Origin of the sequence: Streptomyces sp. NPDC005566 (assembly GCF_040605575.1) — a bacterium.
GTDB lineage: Bacteria > Actinomycetota > Actinomycetes > Streptomycetales > Streptomycetaceae > Streptomyces.
Window position 1 is genome coordinate 331,686 of sequence record NZ_JBEXDB010000001.1, and the last position, 15,405, is coordinate 347,090.

16 protein-coding genes and 1 pseudogene are annotated in these 15,405 nt (G+C 70.5%); 14 read left to right on the forward strand and 3 right to left on the reverse strand.

Features of this window, described 5'->3' with window-relative positions; genetic code table 11:
• Nucleotides 1-151: 151 nt before the first annotated feature.
• Nucleotides 152-751: pseudogene (locus ABZS61_RS01620) on the forward strand (acyltransferase); the annotation flags it as partial.
• 685 nt (nt 752-1,436) lie between these two features.
• Nucleotides 1,437-2,312, forward strand: a complete 876-nt coding sequence (locus tag ABZS61_RS01625) for a hypothetical protein (RefSeq protein ID WP_356414469.1) — start codon at nt 1,437-1,439, stop codon at nt 2,310-2,312.
• A 225-nt stretch (nt 2,313-2,537) separates the two neighbouring features.
• Here the strand turns inward: ABZS61_RS01625 and ABZS61_RS01630 are convergent, their stop codons facing one another.
• On the reverse strand, nt 2,538-3,557 hold the full coding sequence (locus ABZS61_RS01630; RefSeq protein ID WP_356414472.1) for an aldo/keto reductase: 1,020 nt from the start codon (nt 3,555-3,557) through the stop codon (nt 2,538-2,540).
• A 4-nt stretch (nt 3,558-3,561) separates the two neighbouring features.
• Complete coding sequence (locus tag ABZS61_RS01635; protein WP_356414475.1) at nt 3,562-4,017, reverse strand: MerR family transcriptional regulator; 456 nt, start codon at nt 4,015-4,017, stop codon at nt 3,562-3,564.
• Nucleotides 4,018-4,093: 76 nt separating this feature from the next.
• Between ABZS61_RS01635 and ABZS61_RS01640 the strand changes: the two genes are divergently transcribed.
• The 8 genes from ABZS61_RS01640 (at nt 4,094) to ABZS61_RS01675 (ending at nt 11,093) form a co-directional block, all read left to right on the forward strand.
• The gene (locus ABZS61_RS01640) at nt 4,094-4,915 is read left to right on the forward strand and encodes a serine hydrolase domain-containing protein (RefSeq protein ID WP_356414478.1); all 822 of its coding nucleotides are present in this window, start codon (nt 4,094-4,096) and stop codon (nt 4,913-4,915) included.
• A 112-nt stretch (nt 4,916-5,027) separates the two neighbouring features.
• Nucleotides 5,028-5,228, forward strand: a complete 201-nt coding sequence (locus tag ABZS61_RS01645) for a type II toxin-antitoxin system VapB family antitoxin (RefSeq protein WP_356414481.1) — start codon at nt 5,028-5,030, stop codon at nt 5,226-5,228.
• 31 nt (nt 5,229-5,259) lie between these two features.
• Nucleotides 5,260-5,958: a 1,4-alpha-glucan branching protein gene (locus ABZS61_RS01650; RefSeq protein ID WP_356414484.1), complete on the forward strand. Its 699-nt coding sequence runs from the start codon at nt 5,260-5,262 to the stop codon at nt 5,956-5,958.
• A gap of 49 nt (nt 5,959-6,007) precedes the next feature.
• Nucleotides 6,008-6,358: a hypothetical protein gene (locus ABZS61_RS01655; RefSeq protein ID WP_356414487.1), complete on the forward strand. Its 351-nt coding sequence runs from the start codon at nt 6,008-6,010 to the stop codon at nt 6,356-6,358.
• A 159-nt stretch (nt 6,359-6,517) separates the two neighbouring features.
• A complete protein-coding gene (locus ABZS61_RS01660) occupies nt 6,518-6,925 on the forward strand; it encodes a hypothetical protein (protein WP_356414490.1) in 408 nt (135 codons plus the stop codon).
• 116 nt (nt 6,926-7,041) lie between these two features.
• Nucleotides 7,042-9,246 (forward strand): MMPL family transporter, encoded by a 2,205-nt coding sequence (locus ABZS61_RS01665; protein ID WP_356414493.1) that lies wholly within the window; start codon nt 7,042-7,044, stop codon nt 9,244-9,246.
• A 4-nt stretch (nt 9,247-9,250) separates the two neighbouring features.
• A complete protein-coding gene (locus ABZS61_RS01670) occupies nt 9,251-10,435 on the forward strand; it encodes a sensor histidine kinase (protein WP_356414496.1) in 1,185 nt (394 codons plus the stop codon).
• Nucleotide 10,436: 1 nt separating this feature from the next.
• Nucleotides 10,437-11,093 carry a response regulator transcription factor gene (locus ABZS61_RS01675; protein WP_356414498.1) on the forward strand — a complete coding sequence of 219 codons (657 nt, stop codon included), beginning with the start codon at nt 10,437-10,439 and terminating at the stop codon, nt 11,091-11,093.
• Nucleotides 11,094-11,106: 13 nt separating this feature from the next.
• On the opposite strand, the gene ABZS61_RS01680 is transcribed toward ABZS61_RS01675, so the two are convergent.
• Nucleotides 11,107-11,778, reverse strand: a complete 672-nt coding sequence (locus ABZS61_RS01680; protein ID WP_356414501.1) for a pirin family protein — start codon at nt 11,776-11,778, stop codon at nt 11,107-11,109.
• Nucleotides 11,779-11,856: 78 nt separating this feature from the next.
• Here ABZS61_RS01680 and ABZS61_RS01685 point away from each other — a divergent pair, with 78 nt between their 5' ends.
• The 4 genes from ABZS61_RS01685 (at nt 11,857) to ABZS61_RS01700 (ending at nt 15,386) form a co-directional block, all read left to right on the forward strand.
• Complete coding sequence (locus ABZS61_RS01685) at nt 11,857-13,056, forward strand: helix-turn-helix domain-containing protein (protein ID WP_356414504.1); 1,200 nt, start codon at nt 11,857-11,859, stop codon at nt 13,054-13,056.
• An 89-nt stretch (nt 13,057-13,145) separates the two neighbouring features.
• Complete coding sequence (locus ABZS61_RS01690) at nt 13,146-14,060, forward strand: ACP S-malonyltransferase (protein ID WP_356415130.1); 915 nt, start codon at nt 13,146-13,148, stop codon at nt 14,058-14,060.
• Between the two features lie 13 nt (nt 14,061-14,073).
• A complete protein-coding gene (locus ABZS61_RS01695; protein WP_356414507.1) occupies nt 14,074-15,075 on the forward strand; it encodes a ketoacyl-ACP synthase III in 1,002 nt (333 codons plus the stop codon).
• Nucleotides 15,076-15,137: 62 nt separating this feature from the next.
• On the forward strand, nt 15,138-15,386 hold the full coding sequence (locus ABZS61_RS01700; protein ID WP_014045780.1) for an acyl carrier protein: 249 nt from the start codon (nt 15,138-15,140) through the stop codon (nt 15,384-15,386).
• Nucleotides 15,387-15,405: the final 19 nt, after the last annotated feature.

Sequence of the window (15,405 nt, forward strand, 5' to 3'; positions counted from 1 at the left end):
GCACGTCCCCGTGTGCCGGCACGAGGGATCCGGCGGCGGATCGAAACCCTGGTACGACACGGCAGGCCGGGCCATCGGCCTACGCTGACGGGGCCATGTCCACTTCCCCCTCCGGGCTGCCCCGCCCTGCACTCGCTCCTGGGGGAACGCAGTCGACGTCCTGCGGTACGGGCCGTACGCGGACGCCGTGCCGTCGTGGCTGAGCGTGCTGAACATCCTGCCCGGGTGACTCTTCGCGTACCGGCTCGGTGTCTCGTGGGGCGAGGGGCGCATCGGGTAGCGCGGAACCCGCGCCCTGCTCGTGGGCGGGGCCGTGCTGTTCGCCGTGCTGCTGCTGGTCTTTCCCTGTCCGGCGTCGATGGTCGGCGTACCGGGTGAGTGCGCACCGACTCGCACCCCCCGTCACTGCTGGTCCTCGCACCGGCCTCGGCGCGGAGCGGCGTGGCGATCCTGCTGCGCGACCGGATCGGCCGGGTGCTGCGGAGGCCGCTGGCGTGGGTTCCGGTCGTCGTGGTCAGCCTGCCGGCGATGACGATCCTGCGCCGGCACCGGACGGCGATGCCGGCCGCGGCCGTCCCCACGTCGTTCGCCGGTGTGGTGCCCGGGCTCACGACGGACCCGGCCCGCTGGATCCTGGCCCGGCCGGCGTGGTTGCCGTTGCTCGCCCTGGGAGACGGTCAGCCGTGCCGGCACCGCGCGCCGGGCAGCGGCCGGGCTGCTCGCGGCGGGCTTCGCACTTCGGCCGGCCTGAGGCTGCCGGGGGCCGCCGCGGGACCGCGTGCTCCGCGGCGGCCCCCGGCCGTGAGCGCTCCCAGCGGTACTCCCAGGCCGTGCTTGAACGCTCGCCCGAACTGCAGCACAAGAAACCGCCAATGCCACGGGGCAGCTGCACAAGCAGTGACAAGTGGGGCGGGCGTTCGTTTCTCAAGCATGAATACCTCTGATGCTCCAGCGGCAACGGCAACGGCAACGGGCACTGGCTACGCATCTTTCATTTCGGAACATGCGCTTGGAAGAGCGAGAAATGTGCCCGGCCCCAGGGCTGCGGAGCCCCGAGCCGAGTTGCAACCGCATACGGAATCCCCAACAGCAAGCAAAGAGAGAACAGAGACGCCGATGTATGGGGATTTGATCAGGCTCTGGGCTGCTCGCGGTAACACGCTCCCCGGTGTCCCGGATCCGGAGTGGCACCGACTTACCTCCTACTGGCACCACCAGGAGGAAACAGAGCAGACGTTGCGGATACTCCACCTTCAGAAATGCACGCCGATCGGATGATGTGACAGCCGGAAGCGAATCCGGGTTCACAATCAAGAAGCACGAACGGCCGGGAACATGACGCGGCATGACTTTCGTCAGGTATGACCTTCCTGGTCCAATCGGGTCATTTCGGGATCTTACTGAAGCCTATTCAGCCGCAACGGCGTTGATCGATCGTGGAAGCCAGGGAGATGTGGAAGCGGCACGCCGTCTTGGCCGACGCCTTCTGCGGTGCGGACGACCGCGTGCGTGAGGCGCAGTCGGTATTCGATGGGGCCCAGGCGGAGCGTGCAAGAACTCTTGCCGCTTTCGCCGTCACTGTGGGCAGTGACGCCGCTGTTGCCGAGTTGCTGGGGCTGAACGAGCGCGAGGTGCGGCTGGCCCGCCGCACCGTCGGCAAGAGCGATGCCCGCTCGCTCGCCGGGGCACTGCTCAACAATCATTCGGCCGACGCTCCGGACGTCGACTCGGCGACGGAGGCCCCTTCCGGCGACAGCAGCCCCTTGCCCACTCCTGCGGTCAACGTACGAATGGAATCCACGCAGCCCTCCATTCCGTCACCCCGCGTGGAACAGTTCCCCACTCGACAGGCAACACCTGCGGAGCCCACGGGACCGAAGGAGAAGGAGTGGTCACATGCTCGCGACTCCCTTCTTGTCGACGGCTGGAACAAGGGCATGGATGCGGCAGCCCTTGCCGCCCAGCTCGGCATCGGGCTCACACAATTGGTCTCCCGGGCCCAGTTGCTGTACGCGGACGGCCGCCTCGCACAGGTGCGCCGCGATCGGGGCCGCCACCGGCGCCTCACAGACGAATTCACTCGGACGGTCGAAGCCGCCCACGACTTCGACCGCGCCCTGTATTCAAGCTCGAGCGATAATCAGGGGTGGCCACCGCCGGTCGACACCCCTGGACAGGTTGAAACCGCGCAATACGCGCCCTACGGCCAGGACGGCAGCGAATTTCTCCCCTCCCACCTTGATTCGATGCTCGGGAACACCGGATACCCAGGTCAACAGAGGTGGGCTCACGACTATCCGGCCGAGCGCTGACGTCGGGGCATTGGTGCACCTCGACGAACGACGCGAATAGCGTCTCGTGGGCACCGCGCCCGTAGATGTCGACGGCGTCCAAGGGCACCACGCCCGCTTCGCGCGCCCGCCTCCAGAGTGTCGCGGACAGCCGTGCCGGGAACGCCCGCCGGGCAGCGGCTGGGCTGCTCGCGGCGGGATGCGCGGTCTTCGCGCCCCAGCGGACCTGAGGCCGCCGGGGACCTCCTACTCTCGCGCGGTGGCCGTGCTGCTCATGTCCGGGTACCGGTCCCCCGCCACCCGACCCGCGATGGGCTCCAGAAGCTCCAGCTCCTGCGGCGTCAGGGTCAGCCGGGTCGCCGCGGTGTTCTCCAGCAGACGGCTGCGCCTACGGGTTCCGGGAATCGGCACCACGGTCAGTCCGTGCACCTCGGCGCGCTGCTGCACCCACGCGAGGGCGACCTGCGCGGCCGTCGCGCCGTGCGCCGCCGCGATCTTGTGGACGGGCTCCAGCAGGGCCGCGTTCGTCCTGGCGTTCTCGCCGGTGAAGCGTGGCTGGTGCTTGCGGAAGTCGCCCTGTGACAGGTCCTTGCCCGCGTCGGCGAACGCTCCGGTCAGGAAGCCGCGGCCGAGCGGCGAGTACGGCACGAAGGTCACTCCGAGCTCGACGGCCGCCCCCACGGCGCTGCGCTCCACGTCCCGGCTGAAGAGCGACCATTCCGACTGCAGGGCGGCGATCGGGTGCACGGCGTGCGCCTCGCGGAGCTCGGCCCCGGTCACCTCGCTCAGCCCGAGCTGCTTGACCTTGCCCTGACGCACCAGTTCGGCCATCGCGCCGACCGATTCGGCGAGCGGGACGAGCGGGTCGCGGCGGTGCATGTAGTACAGGTCGATGACGTCAGTGCCGAGCCGGCGCAGGCTGTCCTCGACGGCCTGCCGGATGTACGCGGGATCGTTGCGGACCCCGCGGTAGTGCGGGTCGTCGGCCCGCTCGATGGCGAACTTCGTGGCCAGCGTGATCTCGTCGCGGTGCGCGGCGACGAACGGCGCGAGGAACGTCTCGTTGGCGCCGCGCCCGTAGACGTCCGCGGTGTCGAAGAGGGTGACCCCCGCCTCCAGCGCCGCTTCCAGGGTGTCCCGGGCGGCTGCCTCGTCGGTGTCGCCGTAGAACTCGCTGATCCCCATGCAGCCGAGCCCCTGGACGCCGACGCGGGGGCCGCCGCCGAGCTCCACGGTCGCGATCCGGCCGGTGCTGTTGTCGCTCATGTCGTCAGGGCCTTTCCGACGCCGCACGGGCGCCCGCATAAAAGTCGATCTTGAAGTCGAGGACGGCGAGGGTGTCCTGGAGCTCCGCGATCCGCGTCTTCACATCGCGTCGGGTCGCCTCCAGGAGCTCCTGCCGCTCCTCGAACGTGTGTTCGCCCTCGCGCAGCAGTTCCGCGTACCTGACCATGTCGGCGACCGGCATTCCGGTCAGCCGGAGCTTGCCGACGAACGCCAGCCAGTCCAGGTCGCGGTTGGTGAAGCGGCGCTGACCGGTGTTCGAACGGTCGACGTGCGGCATCAGCCCGATCCGCTCGTACCAGCGCAGGGTGTGTGCGGTGAGTCCCGTGAAGGCGACGACCTCGCTGATGGTGTAGCGGTCCCGGCCCTCGGGGCGCGGATGGGCCTCGGGGGCCGAGGCGCAGGTTTCGGTCCGTGAGGAAGTGCTTGCCATCACCGTCATACCCTCCACGCTAGAACCTTGGAGTGCACTCGAAGCAAGCGGATTCGGCGGCGTTCTTCGGTTTAGGCTCATATGCATGCAGAGCCTGGCGATGATCGAGAACTGGCCCGTCCCCACCGCGGCGGCGGCTGTCGTACGAGCGGACGGCACCCTCGCCGGTGCGCACGGCCCGACCGCGCACCGTTTTCCGCTCGCGTCCGTCACCAAACCGCTCACGGCGTACGCGGCGCTGGTGGCGTACGAGGAGGGCGCGGTCGAGCTGGACGAACCGGCCGGTCCCGAGGGCTCCACCGTCCGCCACCTCCTCGCGCACACCAGCGGCCTCGCGTTCGACGAGCACCGCGTCACCGCCCCTCCCGGCAACCGCCGGCTGTACTCCAACGCGGGCTTCGAGGTGCTCGGCGACCACATCGCGAAAGCCACTGAGATCCCCTTCCCCGAGTACGTACGCCAGGCCGTCCTGGAACCGCTGGGCATGACGGACACCACACTGGAGGGCTCGCCCGCCAAGGACGGCGTCTCCACCGTCGACGACCTGGTCCGCTTCGCCGCCGAGGTGCAGGCGCCCCGGCTCCTGGACCCGCGTACCGTGCTCGAGGCCCAGACCGTCGTGCACCCGGGCCTCAAGGGCGTACTCCCCGGCTACGGCCACCAGAACCCCAACGACTGGGGGCTCGGCTTCGAGATCCGCGACTCCAAGTCCCCGCACTGGACGGGCCTTTCGTCCTCCCCCGCGACGTTCGGCCACTTCGGCCAGGCCGGCACGTTCCTGTGGATCGACCCGGCGGCGGGCGCGGCCTGCGTCGCCCTGACCGACCGGGCCTTCGGCCCGTGGGCCGCCGAGGTCTGGACCCCGTTCACCGACGCGGTGCTCCAGGAGCTGCGAGCAGGCATCTAGTGCCGTATCGAACACCGTTCGCCCTGTTGTCCTCCCGTGCCACGGACAACCGGGGGAACGAGTCGCTGCCGTGCGGCTGTTAGAGTCCCCGACCGGCGAAAGGGGGCCGCTCGTGGCCAAGGTCAACATCAGTCTCGATGCCGAACTGGTGGTGGAAGTGATGGTCCTGGCCGGGGTCGGCTCGCCCCAGGACGCGATCGAAGCGGTCGTGCGCGACTACATCGCCCGGGGACACCGCACCGAGTCACGCACCGAGCTCAGGGAGCAGAGCCTGCGCGACGTCGAGGTCAAACCGCAGGACCCTCAAGGCTGACCACTGCGATTCAACGGGAGAGAACCTCGGCATGGCCGTCATCCACCGCACCACCCTCGCACCGACGAAGCTGGAACTGCTCACCTCCTGGCTCCCCTCCCGCCCGTGGTACCTCGGCGGCGCGGGCGAACCGGAGCTGGTCAGGTCCGGCGGCTTCCGGCTGGACGACCCGCAGGGCGAGGTGGGGATCGAGTTCATCGTGGTCACCGACACCTCCGGCCCTCACCCCACCGCCTACCTGGTGCCGCTCACCTATCGCGGTGCCCCGCTCGACGGGGCGGAGCACGCTCTCGTCGGCACCATGGACCACGGGGTACTGGGACGGCGCTGGGCCTACGACGGCTGCCACGACCCGGTGCTGGCCGCCCAGTTCGTCGCCCTGATCGAAGGCCGGGTGCAGGCCCAGGACCAGAACACCAGCGACACCCCCGACCAGGACGTGACCTGCTCCCACGCCGGTGAGGGATCGGCCTCCGCGGCCTTCACCACCGTCACGGCCACGGACGACCGGGAAGGCACCGCCCTGGCTGTCCGGCCCGGCGCGACCATCCGTCTGCACCGGGCCCTGCAGCCCGCCCAGGACGGTTCGCCGCTGCCTCCGCAGGGAGCGGCCGGCCACGTCTCCGGGGCCTGGAGCACGGTGGACGGGGCCCGCGCCCGGGGGCTGTTCGCCGTCCTGCACACGGACTCCGGGACACAGCGGGATGCGCGAAGGGGCCGTGCCTCGTAGAAGGCCGGCATCCCTTCGGCAGCGGGAACGCCGCTGGAGCGCTCCCTGGGTGCGCTACCGCGATGTTCCCGGCCTGTCGGGGGCGGCGAACGCAGCGGTCCGCGTGCTCGAACGGGAGCGGCTGACTCCGGGCGTCGTGTCGGTCGCACTGAGCGTGTGGTCCGCGCGCGTCCACGGAACCGAACGCCGGTGGAGGCAGTGGGAGGCCGAGTTCACCTGCCCGTGCTGCGGCGGGGGCTGGGCCCGGGACAAGCTGCAGGAGGCTCTGTCCCTGTTGCCGCCGAGGGCCTCGGCGGAACTCCGGGCGCAGGTCGGGCGCCTGGACGAGGTGCTGCTCGGGCGGACCCACCACGATCCCGCGGCGGACGTGGAGTCGGCGTGGTGGCATCGCCGGTGCTGACCGCGCGCGAACCGCCACCCGGAACCCTCCACCGGCCGGCAACCACCGTGGCGGACCTTCCCGGACGGGCTTCGCAGCCACCGCGGCGGACCTTCCCGGGCGGGCTGCGCAACCACCGCGGCCGACCTTCCCGGACGGGCTCCGCTAGATTCGGCCGCTATGCGATCACGATCACGCGAGTACGACCAGGATTTCCGCGACCGGGCCACCCGAATACGCAGTTGGGGCCTGGGCCTGCTGTCCTTGGCCGCGCTGCTGTGGGCGTGGTGTGCCGTGCTGCTGCTCACGCCGTACGCGGTCGACGAGGAGCCCGACGACCGGTACCCGCAGGAGTGCGAGTCGCGGCTGTTCACCGACCGCGGCACCGCCAACGAGGGTGTGTTCCGCGGGGATCACTGCGCGGACGAGCGCGACTGGCCGGAGGCCGTGGCCCTGCTCGGGCTGTCCCTGCCGGTGTCGGTCGTCGGTGCGGCGCTCTTCACCACCGGCACGGTGACGCGCCGGATGAGCGCCCACGGCGAGGCGATGCGTGAGCTGGACAAGCTCACGAACGCCCCGAAGGCGTAGGGCCGTTCGCCTCCAGGCATGGCCGGCCCCAGCCCTGTTGTCCACCGGCCGGTGGACAACAGGTTCAACCGGCCGGGCGTGTCGGGCAGGCCCCTCGGCCGACCAGGATTTCCGGTATGAGACAGCTACCTGTACGGATGGCCCGATGGAGCGCCCGGCACGCATGGCGGGCGATCATCGGATGGTTCGCGTTCGTCGTCCTGTGCCTCGGAGCCGGCATCGCGGTGGGCACCGACGAAGCCACCACCAAGGACTTCTGGGTCGGTGAGGCGGGACGCGCCGAGGCGATGGCGACCGAGGGCGGCCTGGAGCGCTCGCCCACCGAGCGGATCATGATCCGGTCCAGGTCCGGACCGCTGGACATGGCCGCGGCCGGTTCGGCGGTCCAGGACGTGACCGAGCGGATGCGGGACCTGCCCGAGGTGGGGAGCGTGGCGGCTCCCGTCCGCTCGAAGGACGGCAAGGTCCTGCTGGTATCGGTGGTCCTGAACGGCCCCGAGCTGGAGGGCAGGAAGAACGTCGTGCCGCTCCTGGAGCAGACGGCGGCCGTGGGCGCGAGCCACCCGGATCTGGTGGTGGAGGAGACCGGATCCCCTGCCATCAGCAAGGGCGTCAACGACCAGCGCGGGGAGGATCTCGCCCTCTCCGAACGCATCAGCCTGCCCGTCACCGTCATCACCCTGCTGGCCGTGTTCGGCTCGGTGGTCATGGCCGGTGTGCCGCTCCTGCTGGCTCTCTCCTCGATCGCCGCGGCCATCGGTCTGTCCATGGTCGCCTCGCACCTTCTCCCCGACGCCGGAGTCGGGATGAACCTCATCCTGCTCATCGGCCTGGCGGTGGGCGTCGACTACACGCTCTTCTACCTGAAGCGTGAACGTGAGGAACGGGCCCGCGCAGGCGGCCGGCTGAGTTCGGAAGCCCTCGTGGAGCTGGCTGCGGCGACCGCGGGCCGGGCCATCGTGATCTCGGGACTCGCCGTGATCGTCTCCACGGCCACCCTGTATCTGGCCACCGACGTCATCTTCTCCTCGCTGGCGACCGGGACCATCCTCGTCGTGGCGGTCGCCGTGGCCAGCTCGCTTACGGTCCTCCCCGCACTGCTGGTCAAGATCGGCCACCGGACCGAACGCCTCGCCTCCCGCAAGGCCGCCCGCCGGGCGAAGCGCGGGAAGCCGGCCCCGACCGCGAAGCCGGAGACCGGGCGGGTGTTCGGCGCCCTCCTGCGGCCGGCTCGGACCCGCCCCGTCCTCACCCTGTGCCTGTCGGTCCTCGTCATGCTCGGCCTGGCCGCACCCGCGCTCGGACTGAAGCTCGTCGACCCGGGCAAGGACACCTTCTCCCGCGACATCCCGGCCATGCAGGTCTACGACCGGCTGACCGGGAGTTTCCCCGAACTCTTCGTCAAGCACGAGGTGGTTGTCCGCTCTGCCCCGGAGCGGGCCGCCCAGGTGGAGCGGTCCCTGGTGGACCTCGGCCGCCGCGCCCAGGCCGACCCCCTGTTCGCCGGGGACACGGAGCCGACGGTACGCACGTCCGCCGACGGCAGGATCAGTGTGCTGGAACTCGCGGTCCCGTTCCCCGCGCCCTCCGCCGAGGCGATCGAGTCGCTCGTCCACCTCCGCCAGGACCACATCCCCGCGACCGTCGGCCAACTGTCCGACGTGGAGACGGGGGTGAGCGGCGACGTGGCCCGGGGCCGCGACTACGTGGCCCACGAGAGCGACAAACTGCCGCTCGTCATCGGGTTCCTGCTGCTGATGACCTTCCTGATGACGGTGTGGGCGTTCCGCTCGGTGGTCATCGGCCTGGTGGGCGTCGTACTCAATCTGCTGTCCGCCGGTGCCTCGCTCGGCATGCTGGTCCTGTTCTTCCAGGGGACGTGGGCGGAGGGTCTGCTGGCCTTCGACTCGCTCGGAGCGATCGCGTCCAGGGTGCCGCTCTTCCTCGTCGTGATCCTCTTCGGCCTGTCGATGGACTACCAGGTGTTCGTGGTCAGCCGGATCCAGGAGGCCAGGCAGAACGGCATGCCGGCCCGCGAGGCGGTGCTGGAGGGCATCAACCGCTCGGCCAAGGTGGTGACGAGTGCGGCGATCGTGATGGTGACCGTGTTCGGTGCGTTCGTGGCCCTGCACCTCACGGAGATGAAGCAGATGGGATTCTGTCTGGCCGTGGCCGTCCTCCTGGACGCCGTGATCATCCGGCTGATGGTCCTGCCGTCGGTCCTGCTGCTCCTCGGTGAGCGCGCCTGGTGGCCGGCCCGCCCCGCGCGCGGGGCACGGGACGGGTTCCCTGCCACCGCGCCGCTGGAAAAAGTAGGCTGACACGATGGATCAACGGCCGCAGCCCGACGACGAGTTGCCCATACCGTCGCTGCACCGGTGGAACGCCGTCCTGTGGGTCCTGCTGGGTGTGGTGCCGCCGGCCATCGCGGTCGCGGACGCACCAGGGGCGACGAGATACCCGACGCTGGCGCTGCTGGCCGTGCTCGCCCTGTGTTACGCAGCGGTGGGGCTGTTCCCGGGCAACCCCGTCCTGCGCCCCCTTCCGTACCTGTACGTGCTCGTGGTGGGCCTCGGCGCGATGTCGTACCTGCTCGACGGTGGCGCGGCGCTCTTCGTCGTGACGTTGCCGCACTTCTGGATCTACGCCACGAGCACGCGGGCCGCGGTCGCCCTCAGTGGCCTCGCCTGCGCGGGAGTGGTGACCGGCAACGTCGTACGGCAGGGCTGGGACGGGGAGTTCTTCACCGGGAACGTCGTCTTCACGCTGATCGGCTACGCGGCGGGCGTGCTGATCGGGCTGGGGCTGCGCCGCATCGCCGAGGACGGTGACGCGCGTGCCCGCCGGCTGGGCGCCGAGCTGGAGGGCGCCCGGCTCCGGCTGGTCGAGGCACACAGGCGCCAGGGTGCGGCGGACGAGCGCGAACGGCTCGCCCGGGACATCCACGACACCCTCGCCCAGGGCTTCGCTTCCATCGTCGTGCTCGCGGAGGCGGCCCGCTCGGGCCTGGACACCGATCCGGCCAGGAGCGCGCAGCAGCTGCTCGCGATCGAGAACACCGCACGCGAGAACCTCGCCGAGGCACGCGTCCTCGTCGGTGCGGCGCCGCGGAGCGGAGTCGCCGCAGGCTCCGTGGCGGACACCCTTCGCCGGACCCTGGACCGGTTCACGGAGGACACCGGGATCGGCCTCGCCTCGGAACTGCCGGACGTCGCCTGCGACCAGCAGACCCGGATCGCCCTCCTGCGCTGCACGCAGGAGTCCCTCGCCAACATCCGCAAGCACGCGGCGGCCTCCACCGTGGAGGTGGTGCTCACCGCGCAGCCGTACGGCGTGGAACTGGAGATCACCGACGACGGCCGCGGCTTCGTGACCGAGGATTCCCACGGCTTCGGACTGAACGGCATGCGCAAGCGCCTGGCCGAACTCGGCGGTGAGCTCACCGTCACCAGCTCGGTCGGCGACGGCACCCGCGTCCTCGCCATGATTCCCACGAACGGACAGGTCTGACATGGCGACAAGTGCAGTGCCCCGGAGCAGGCTCCGCGTCGTCGTGGTGGACGACCACACGGTGATGCGCGCCGGGGTCGTCGCCCTGCTGGCCGACGAGCCCACCATCGACATCGTCGGCGAGGCCGACGATGGCCGGGCGGCCGTCGAACTCGTGGAACGGCTGGAGCCCGATGTGGCGCTGGTCGATCTGCGGATGCCCGTCCTCGACGGGACGAGTGCGACCGCTGAGATCGTCGCGGGCCGGACCCGGACCCGGGTGCTGATCCTGACCACGTACGACACCGACGCGGAGATCGAGCGCGCCGTCGAGGCGGGCGCGGTCGGCTACCTGCTGAAGGACACGACCCGTGAGCAGCTGGTGGACGCCATCCACTCCGCGTCCCGGGGCGAGACCGTTCTGGCCCCGCGGGTCGCGGCGCGCCTGGTCGCCCGTATGCGCAGGCCCGCCCCGGTGGCGCTGACCAGGCGGGAGGTCGATGTGCTGGGCGCGGTGGCCGACGGGCTGTCCAACGTGGAGATCGGCCGGCGGCTCGTCATCGCGGAGGCGACGGTGAAGACGCACCTGCTGCGGGTCTTCGCCAAGCTGGACGTCAGCGACCGCACGCACGCGGTGGTCAAGGCCCTGGATCTCGGGCTGCTGGACGGACGCCGGTAGGCCCTCCGCGCCCTCACACCTGCCCGAGCTCCCACATCAGCACCTCGGCGGCCGTCAGCGCCAGCAGTTCCAGCCCTCGGGACTCCGTGATCCGCGCCGAGTCGCCGGCCGCCAGATCCTCGTCGTCGAGGCGCACCTCGCCCCGTACGACGTGGACGTAGACGCCCGCCGCATCGGGCACGGCGGTGCGCTCGCCCTCGGCCTGCCTGCGGACGTGGAGCATCGCGCGCGCCTCCGGGAGGGCGTACGGGGTCGAGTCGGCGATCCCGGCGACATGCGTGTACGAGGGTTCCCCGCCGGGTGCCAGAGGCGCCAGCCACATCTGAACGAACGTCAGCGGGTGTTCCCCGTCATTGCGTTCGACATGCCGCACCCCTCCGGCCGAGCTGAGGTGCTGGACGTCACCGGCCCGTACGACGGTGGCGTGGCCGGCCGAGTCACGGTGGGTGAGCTCGCCCTCGACCACCCAGGTGACGATCTCGGTGTGGCTGTGCGGATGCTCGTCGAAGCCGGCCCCCGGGGCGAGACGCTCCTCGTTGCAGGCCAGGACCGGCCCGAAGCGCAGGTTGTCGGGGTCGTAGAAGCGCCCGAAGGAGAATGCGTGCAGCGTCTCGATGCCCACGGAGACACCCGGGGCCGGGTCCCCACCGCGGAAGCGGTCGCCGGAGCGGCGTACGTCCATCACGGCTCCACGGTAGTCCTGCGGGGCGACCCGCGGCCCCGCCCCTCCGCACCGCTGCACCGATAAGGCAGTCTTGTGTCCGTGCCCCGACCCGATCCTGAGCAGCCCGCCGCGAACGCCGCCCATCTGCATGCCGCGACCCTGAAGCGGCTCGAGCAGGCCTCCGGCCGGCTCTCCGCCGATGCCATCGCCCGCATGGACGAGACGCTGCCGTGGTACCGGGCGATGCCACCGGAGAACCGCTCCTGGATCGGTCTGGTCGCCCAGGCCGGAATCGCCGCGTTCACGGAGTGGTTCCGGCACCCGGAGGCGCCGCAGGCCATCTCCACCGATGTGTTCGGTACGGCTCCGCGCGAGCTGACCCGGGCGATCACGCTGCGACAGACCGTCGAGATGGTGCGTACGACGATCGAGGTGATGGAGACGGCGATCGAGGACGTGGCGGCTCCCGGCGACGAGTCGGTGCTGCGCGAGGCACTCCTCGTCTACGCCCGGGAGATCGCCTTCGCGACCGCCCAGGTGTACGCGCAGGCCGCCGAGGCGCGCGGCGCGTGGGACGCCCGGCTGGAGTCGCTCGTGGTGAACGCGGTGCTGTCCGGCGAGGCCGACGAGGGTGCCGTGTCGCGGGCCGCGGCGCTCGGCTGGAACTCCCCCGAACACGTCTGCGTCCTCCTCGGCACCGCTCCGGACGGGGACAGCGAGCTCACCGTGGAGGCGATCCGGCGGGCGGCCCGGCACGCCAAGCTCCAGGTCCTGACCGGGGTGCTGGGCAACCGCCTGGTCGTCATCGCGGGCGGCAGCGACAATCCGCTGAACGTCGCGAAGTCCCTGATCGGCCCGTATGCGGCCGGTCCCGTCGTCGCCGGCCCCGTGGTGCCCGACCTGCTCGCCGCCACCCGGTCCGCGCAGGCCGCCGCAGCCGGACTCAAGGCGTGCTCGGCGTGGCAGGACGCGCCGCGGCCGGTACTGTCCGACGATCTTCTCCCGGAGCGTGCGATGGCGGGCGACCCCGCCGCGCGGGATCAGTTGGTGGAGGAGATCTACAGACCGCTCGAAGAGGCCGGTTCGGCGCTACTGGAGACGCTGAGTGTCTATCTGGAGCAGGCGAGCAGCCTTGAGGGCGCCGCCAGGATGCTGTTCGTGCACCCCAATACCGTGCGCTACCGGCTACGACGTGTGACCGACGTCACCGGCTGGTCCCCCTCCGACGTCCGCTCCGCGTTCACGCTGCGGATCGCCCTCATCCTGGGGCGCTTGGCCGCCGGAGATCCCCAGTCCTAGACTTTTGTCGGACTTCAACAATTCCCCTGACGGTTCTTCGTCCCTGTCCCCACGGGCGTGAGGAGCCGTCCACAAGAGAGAGTGTGAGTGTGCTCGTACTCGTCGCTCCCGGCCAAGGCGCTCAGACGCCCGGCTTCCTGACTCCCTGGCTCGAACTCCCCGGTGCCACCGACCGCATCGCGGCCTGGTCCGACGCCATCGGGCTCGACCTTGCCCACTACGGCACGAAGGCCGACGCGGACGAGATCCGCGACACGGCGGTGGCCCAGCCGCTGCTCGTCGCCGCGGGTCTCCTGTCGGCCGCTGCCCTCGACGCCTCGCCCGGCGTCGTCGCCGGCCACAGCGTCGGTGAGATCACCGCCGCGGCGCTCGCCGGCGTCATCGACGACGAGGCCGCGCTCCGTTTCGTACGGACCCGGGGGCTCGGCATGGCCGAGGCCGCCGCGGTCACCGAGACGGGCATGGCCGCGCTGCTCGGCGGCGACCCTGCCGTAACGGTCCCTCACCTGGAGAAGCTGGGGCTCACCCCGGCCAACGTCAACGGTGGCGGACAGATCGTCGCAGCGGGCACCGCGGCACAGATCGCCGCACTGGCCGAGGACATGCCCGAGGGTGTGCGCCGCGTGGTCGCGCTCAAGGTGGCCGGCGCCTTCCACACGCACCACATGGCTCCGGCCGTGGAGAAGCTGCGTGCCGCCGCCGGTGCCCTGACGGTCGCCGACCCGAAGATCACGTACGTGTCGAACGCCGACGGGAAGACGGTCGCCGACGGCGCCGAGGTCATCTCGCGGCTCGTCGGCCAGGTCGCCAACCCGGTCCGCTGGGACCTGTGCATGGAGACCTTCAAGGAGCTCGGGGTCACGACCATCATCGAGGCCGCCCCCGGAGGCACCCTCGTCGGCCTCGCCAAGCGCGCGCTGCCCGGCGTGAAGACCCTCGCGCTCAAGACCCCCGACGACCTCGACGCGGCCCGCGCGCTCATCTCCGAGCACGCAGGCGCCTAAGGAGCCCGAGAGCATGTCGAAGATCAAGCCCAGCAAGGGCGCCCCGTACGCACGGATCATGGGTGTCGGCGGCTACCGCCCGACCCGTGTCGTGCCGAACGAGGTGATCCTCGAGACGATCGACTCGTCCGACGAGTGGATCCGCTCCCGCTCCGGTATCGCCACCCGCCACTGGGCCTCCCCCGAGGAGACCGTGTCGGCCATGTCCGTGGAGGCCGCCGGCAAGGCGATCGCCGACGCCGGGATCACTCCCGAGCAGATCGGCGCCGTGGTCGTCTCCACCGTCTCGCACTTCCAGCAGACCCCGGCGATCGCGACCGACATCGCCCACAAGATCGGCGCGGGCAAGCCCGCCGCCTTCGACATCTCGGCCGGCTGCGCGGGCTTCGGCTACGGCCTCACGCTCGCCAAGGGCATGATCGTCGAGGGTTCCGCGGACTACGTCCTCGTCATCGGTGTCGAGCGCCTCAGCGACCTCACCGACCTGGAGGACCGTGCGACGGCCTTCCTGTTCGGTGACGGCGCGGGTGCGGTCGTCGTCGGCCCCGCCAAGGAGCCGGCCATAGGCCCCACGGTCTGGGGCTCCGAGGGCGACAAGTCCACAACGATCAAACAGACCGTGGCGTGGGACGTCTTCCACGCCGACCGTCCGGAGAAGTTCCCGGCGATCACGCAGGAGGGTCAGGCGGTCTTCCGCTGGGCCGTCTTCGAGATGGCCAAGGTCGCCCAGCAGGCGCTGGAGGCGGCCGGGATCACCCCGGAAGACCTGGACGTCTTCATTCCGCACCAGGCCAACATGCGGATCATCGACTCGATGGTGAAGACTCTCAAGCTGCCGGAGCACGTCACGGTCGCGCGTGACGTGGAAACCACCGGCAATACGTCGGCCGCCTCGATTCCGCTCGCAATGGAGCGGCTCCTGGCGACCGGTCAGGCCAAGAGCGGCGACACGGCGCTCGTCATCGGCTTCGGGGCGGGTCTCGTCTACGCCGCGACGGTCGTTACCCTCCCCTAGGCACACCGGACCTTTCGGTCCGTACACCCGAACCCCGCAGAAACACATCGAAGGAGCGCCAAATGGCCGCCACTCAGGAAGAGATCGTCACCGGTCTCGCCGAGATCGTCAACGAGATCGCCGGTATCCCGGTCGAGGACGTCCAGCTGGACAAGTCCTTCACCGACGACCTGGACGTCGACTCGCTGTCCATGGTCGAGGTCGTCGTCGCCGCCGAGGAGCGCTTCGACGTCAAGATCCCCGACGAGGACGTCAAGAACCTCAAGACGGTCGGCGACGCTGCCGACTACATCCTGAAGCACCAGGGCTGATCCCAGCCCGTCCCGTGTG

Coding starts and splice junctions, on each gene's coding strand:
- ABZS61_RS01630 (WP_356414472.1), bottom strand. CDS start 3,557: ATGAGCGACAACAGCACCGGCCGGATCGCGACCGTGGAGCTCGGCGGC.
- ABZS61_RS01635 (WP_356414475.1), bottom strand. CDS start 4,017: ATGACGGTGATGGCAAGCACTTCCTCACGGACCGAAACCTGCGCCTCG.
- ABZS61_RS01640 (WP_356414478.1), top strand. CDS start 4,094: ATGCAGAGCCTGGCGATGATCGAGAACTGGCCCGTCCCCACCGCGGCG.
- ABZS61_RS01650 (WP_356414484.1), top strand. CDS start 5,260: ATGGCCGTCATCCACCGCACCACCCTCGCACCGACGAAGCTGGAACTG.
- ABZS61_RS01660 (WP_356414490.1), top strand. CDS start 6,518: ATGCGATCACGATCACGCGAGTACGACCAGGATTTCCGCGACCGGGCC.
- ABZS61_RS01665 (WP_356414493.1), top strand. CDS start 7,042: ATGAGACAGCTACCTGTACGGATGGCCCGATGGAGCGCCCGGCACGCA.
- ABZS61_RS01670 (WP_356414496.1), top strand. CDS start 9,251: ATGGATCAACGGCCGCAGCCCGACGACGAGTTGCCCATACCGTCGCTG.
- ABZS61_RS01675 (WP_356414498.1), top strand. CDS start 10,437: ATGGCGACAAGTGCAGTGCCCCGGAGCAGGCTCCGCGTCGTCGTGGTG.
- ABZS61_RS01695 (WP_356414507.1), top strand. CDS start 14,074: ATGTCGAAGATCAAGCCCAGCAAGGGCGCCCCGTACGCACGGATCATG.
- ABZS61_RS01700 (WP_014045780.1), top strand. CDS start 15,138: ATGGCCGCCACTCAGGAAGAGATCGTCACCGGTCTCGCCGAGATCGTC.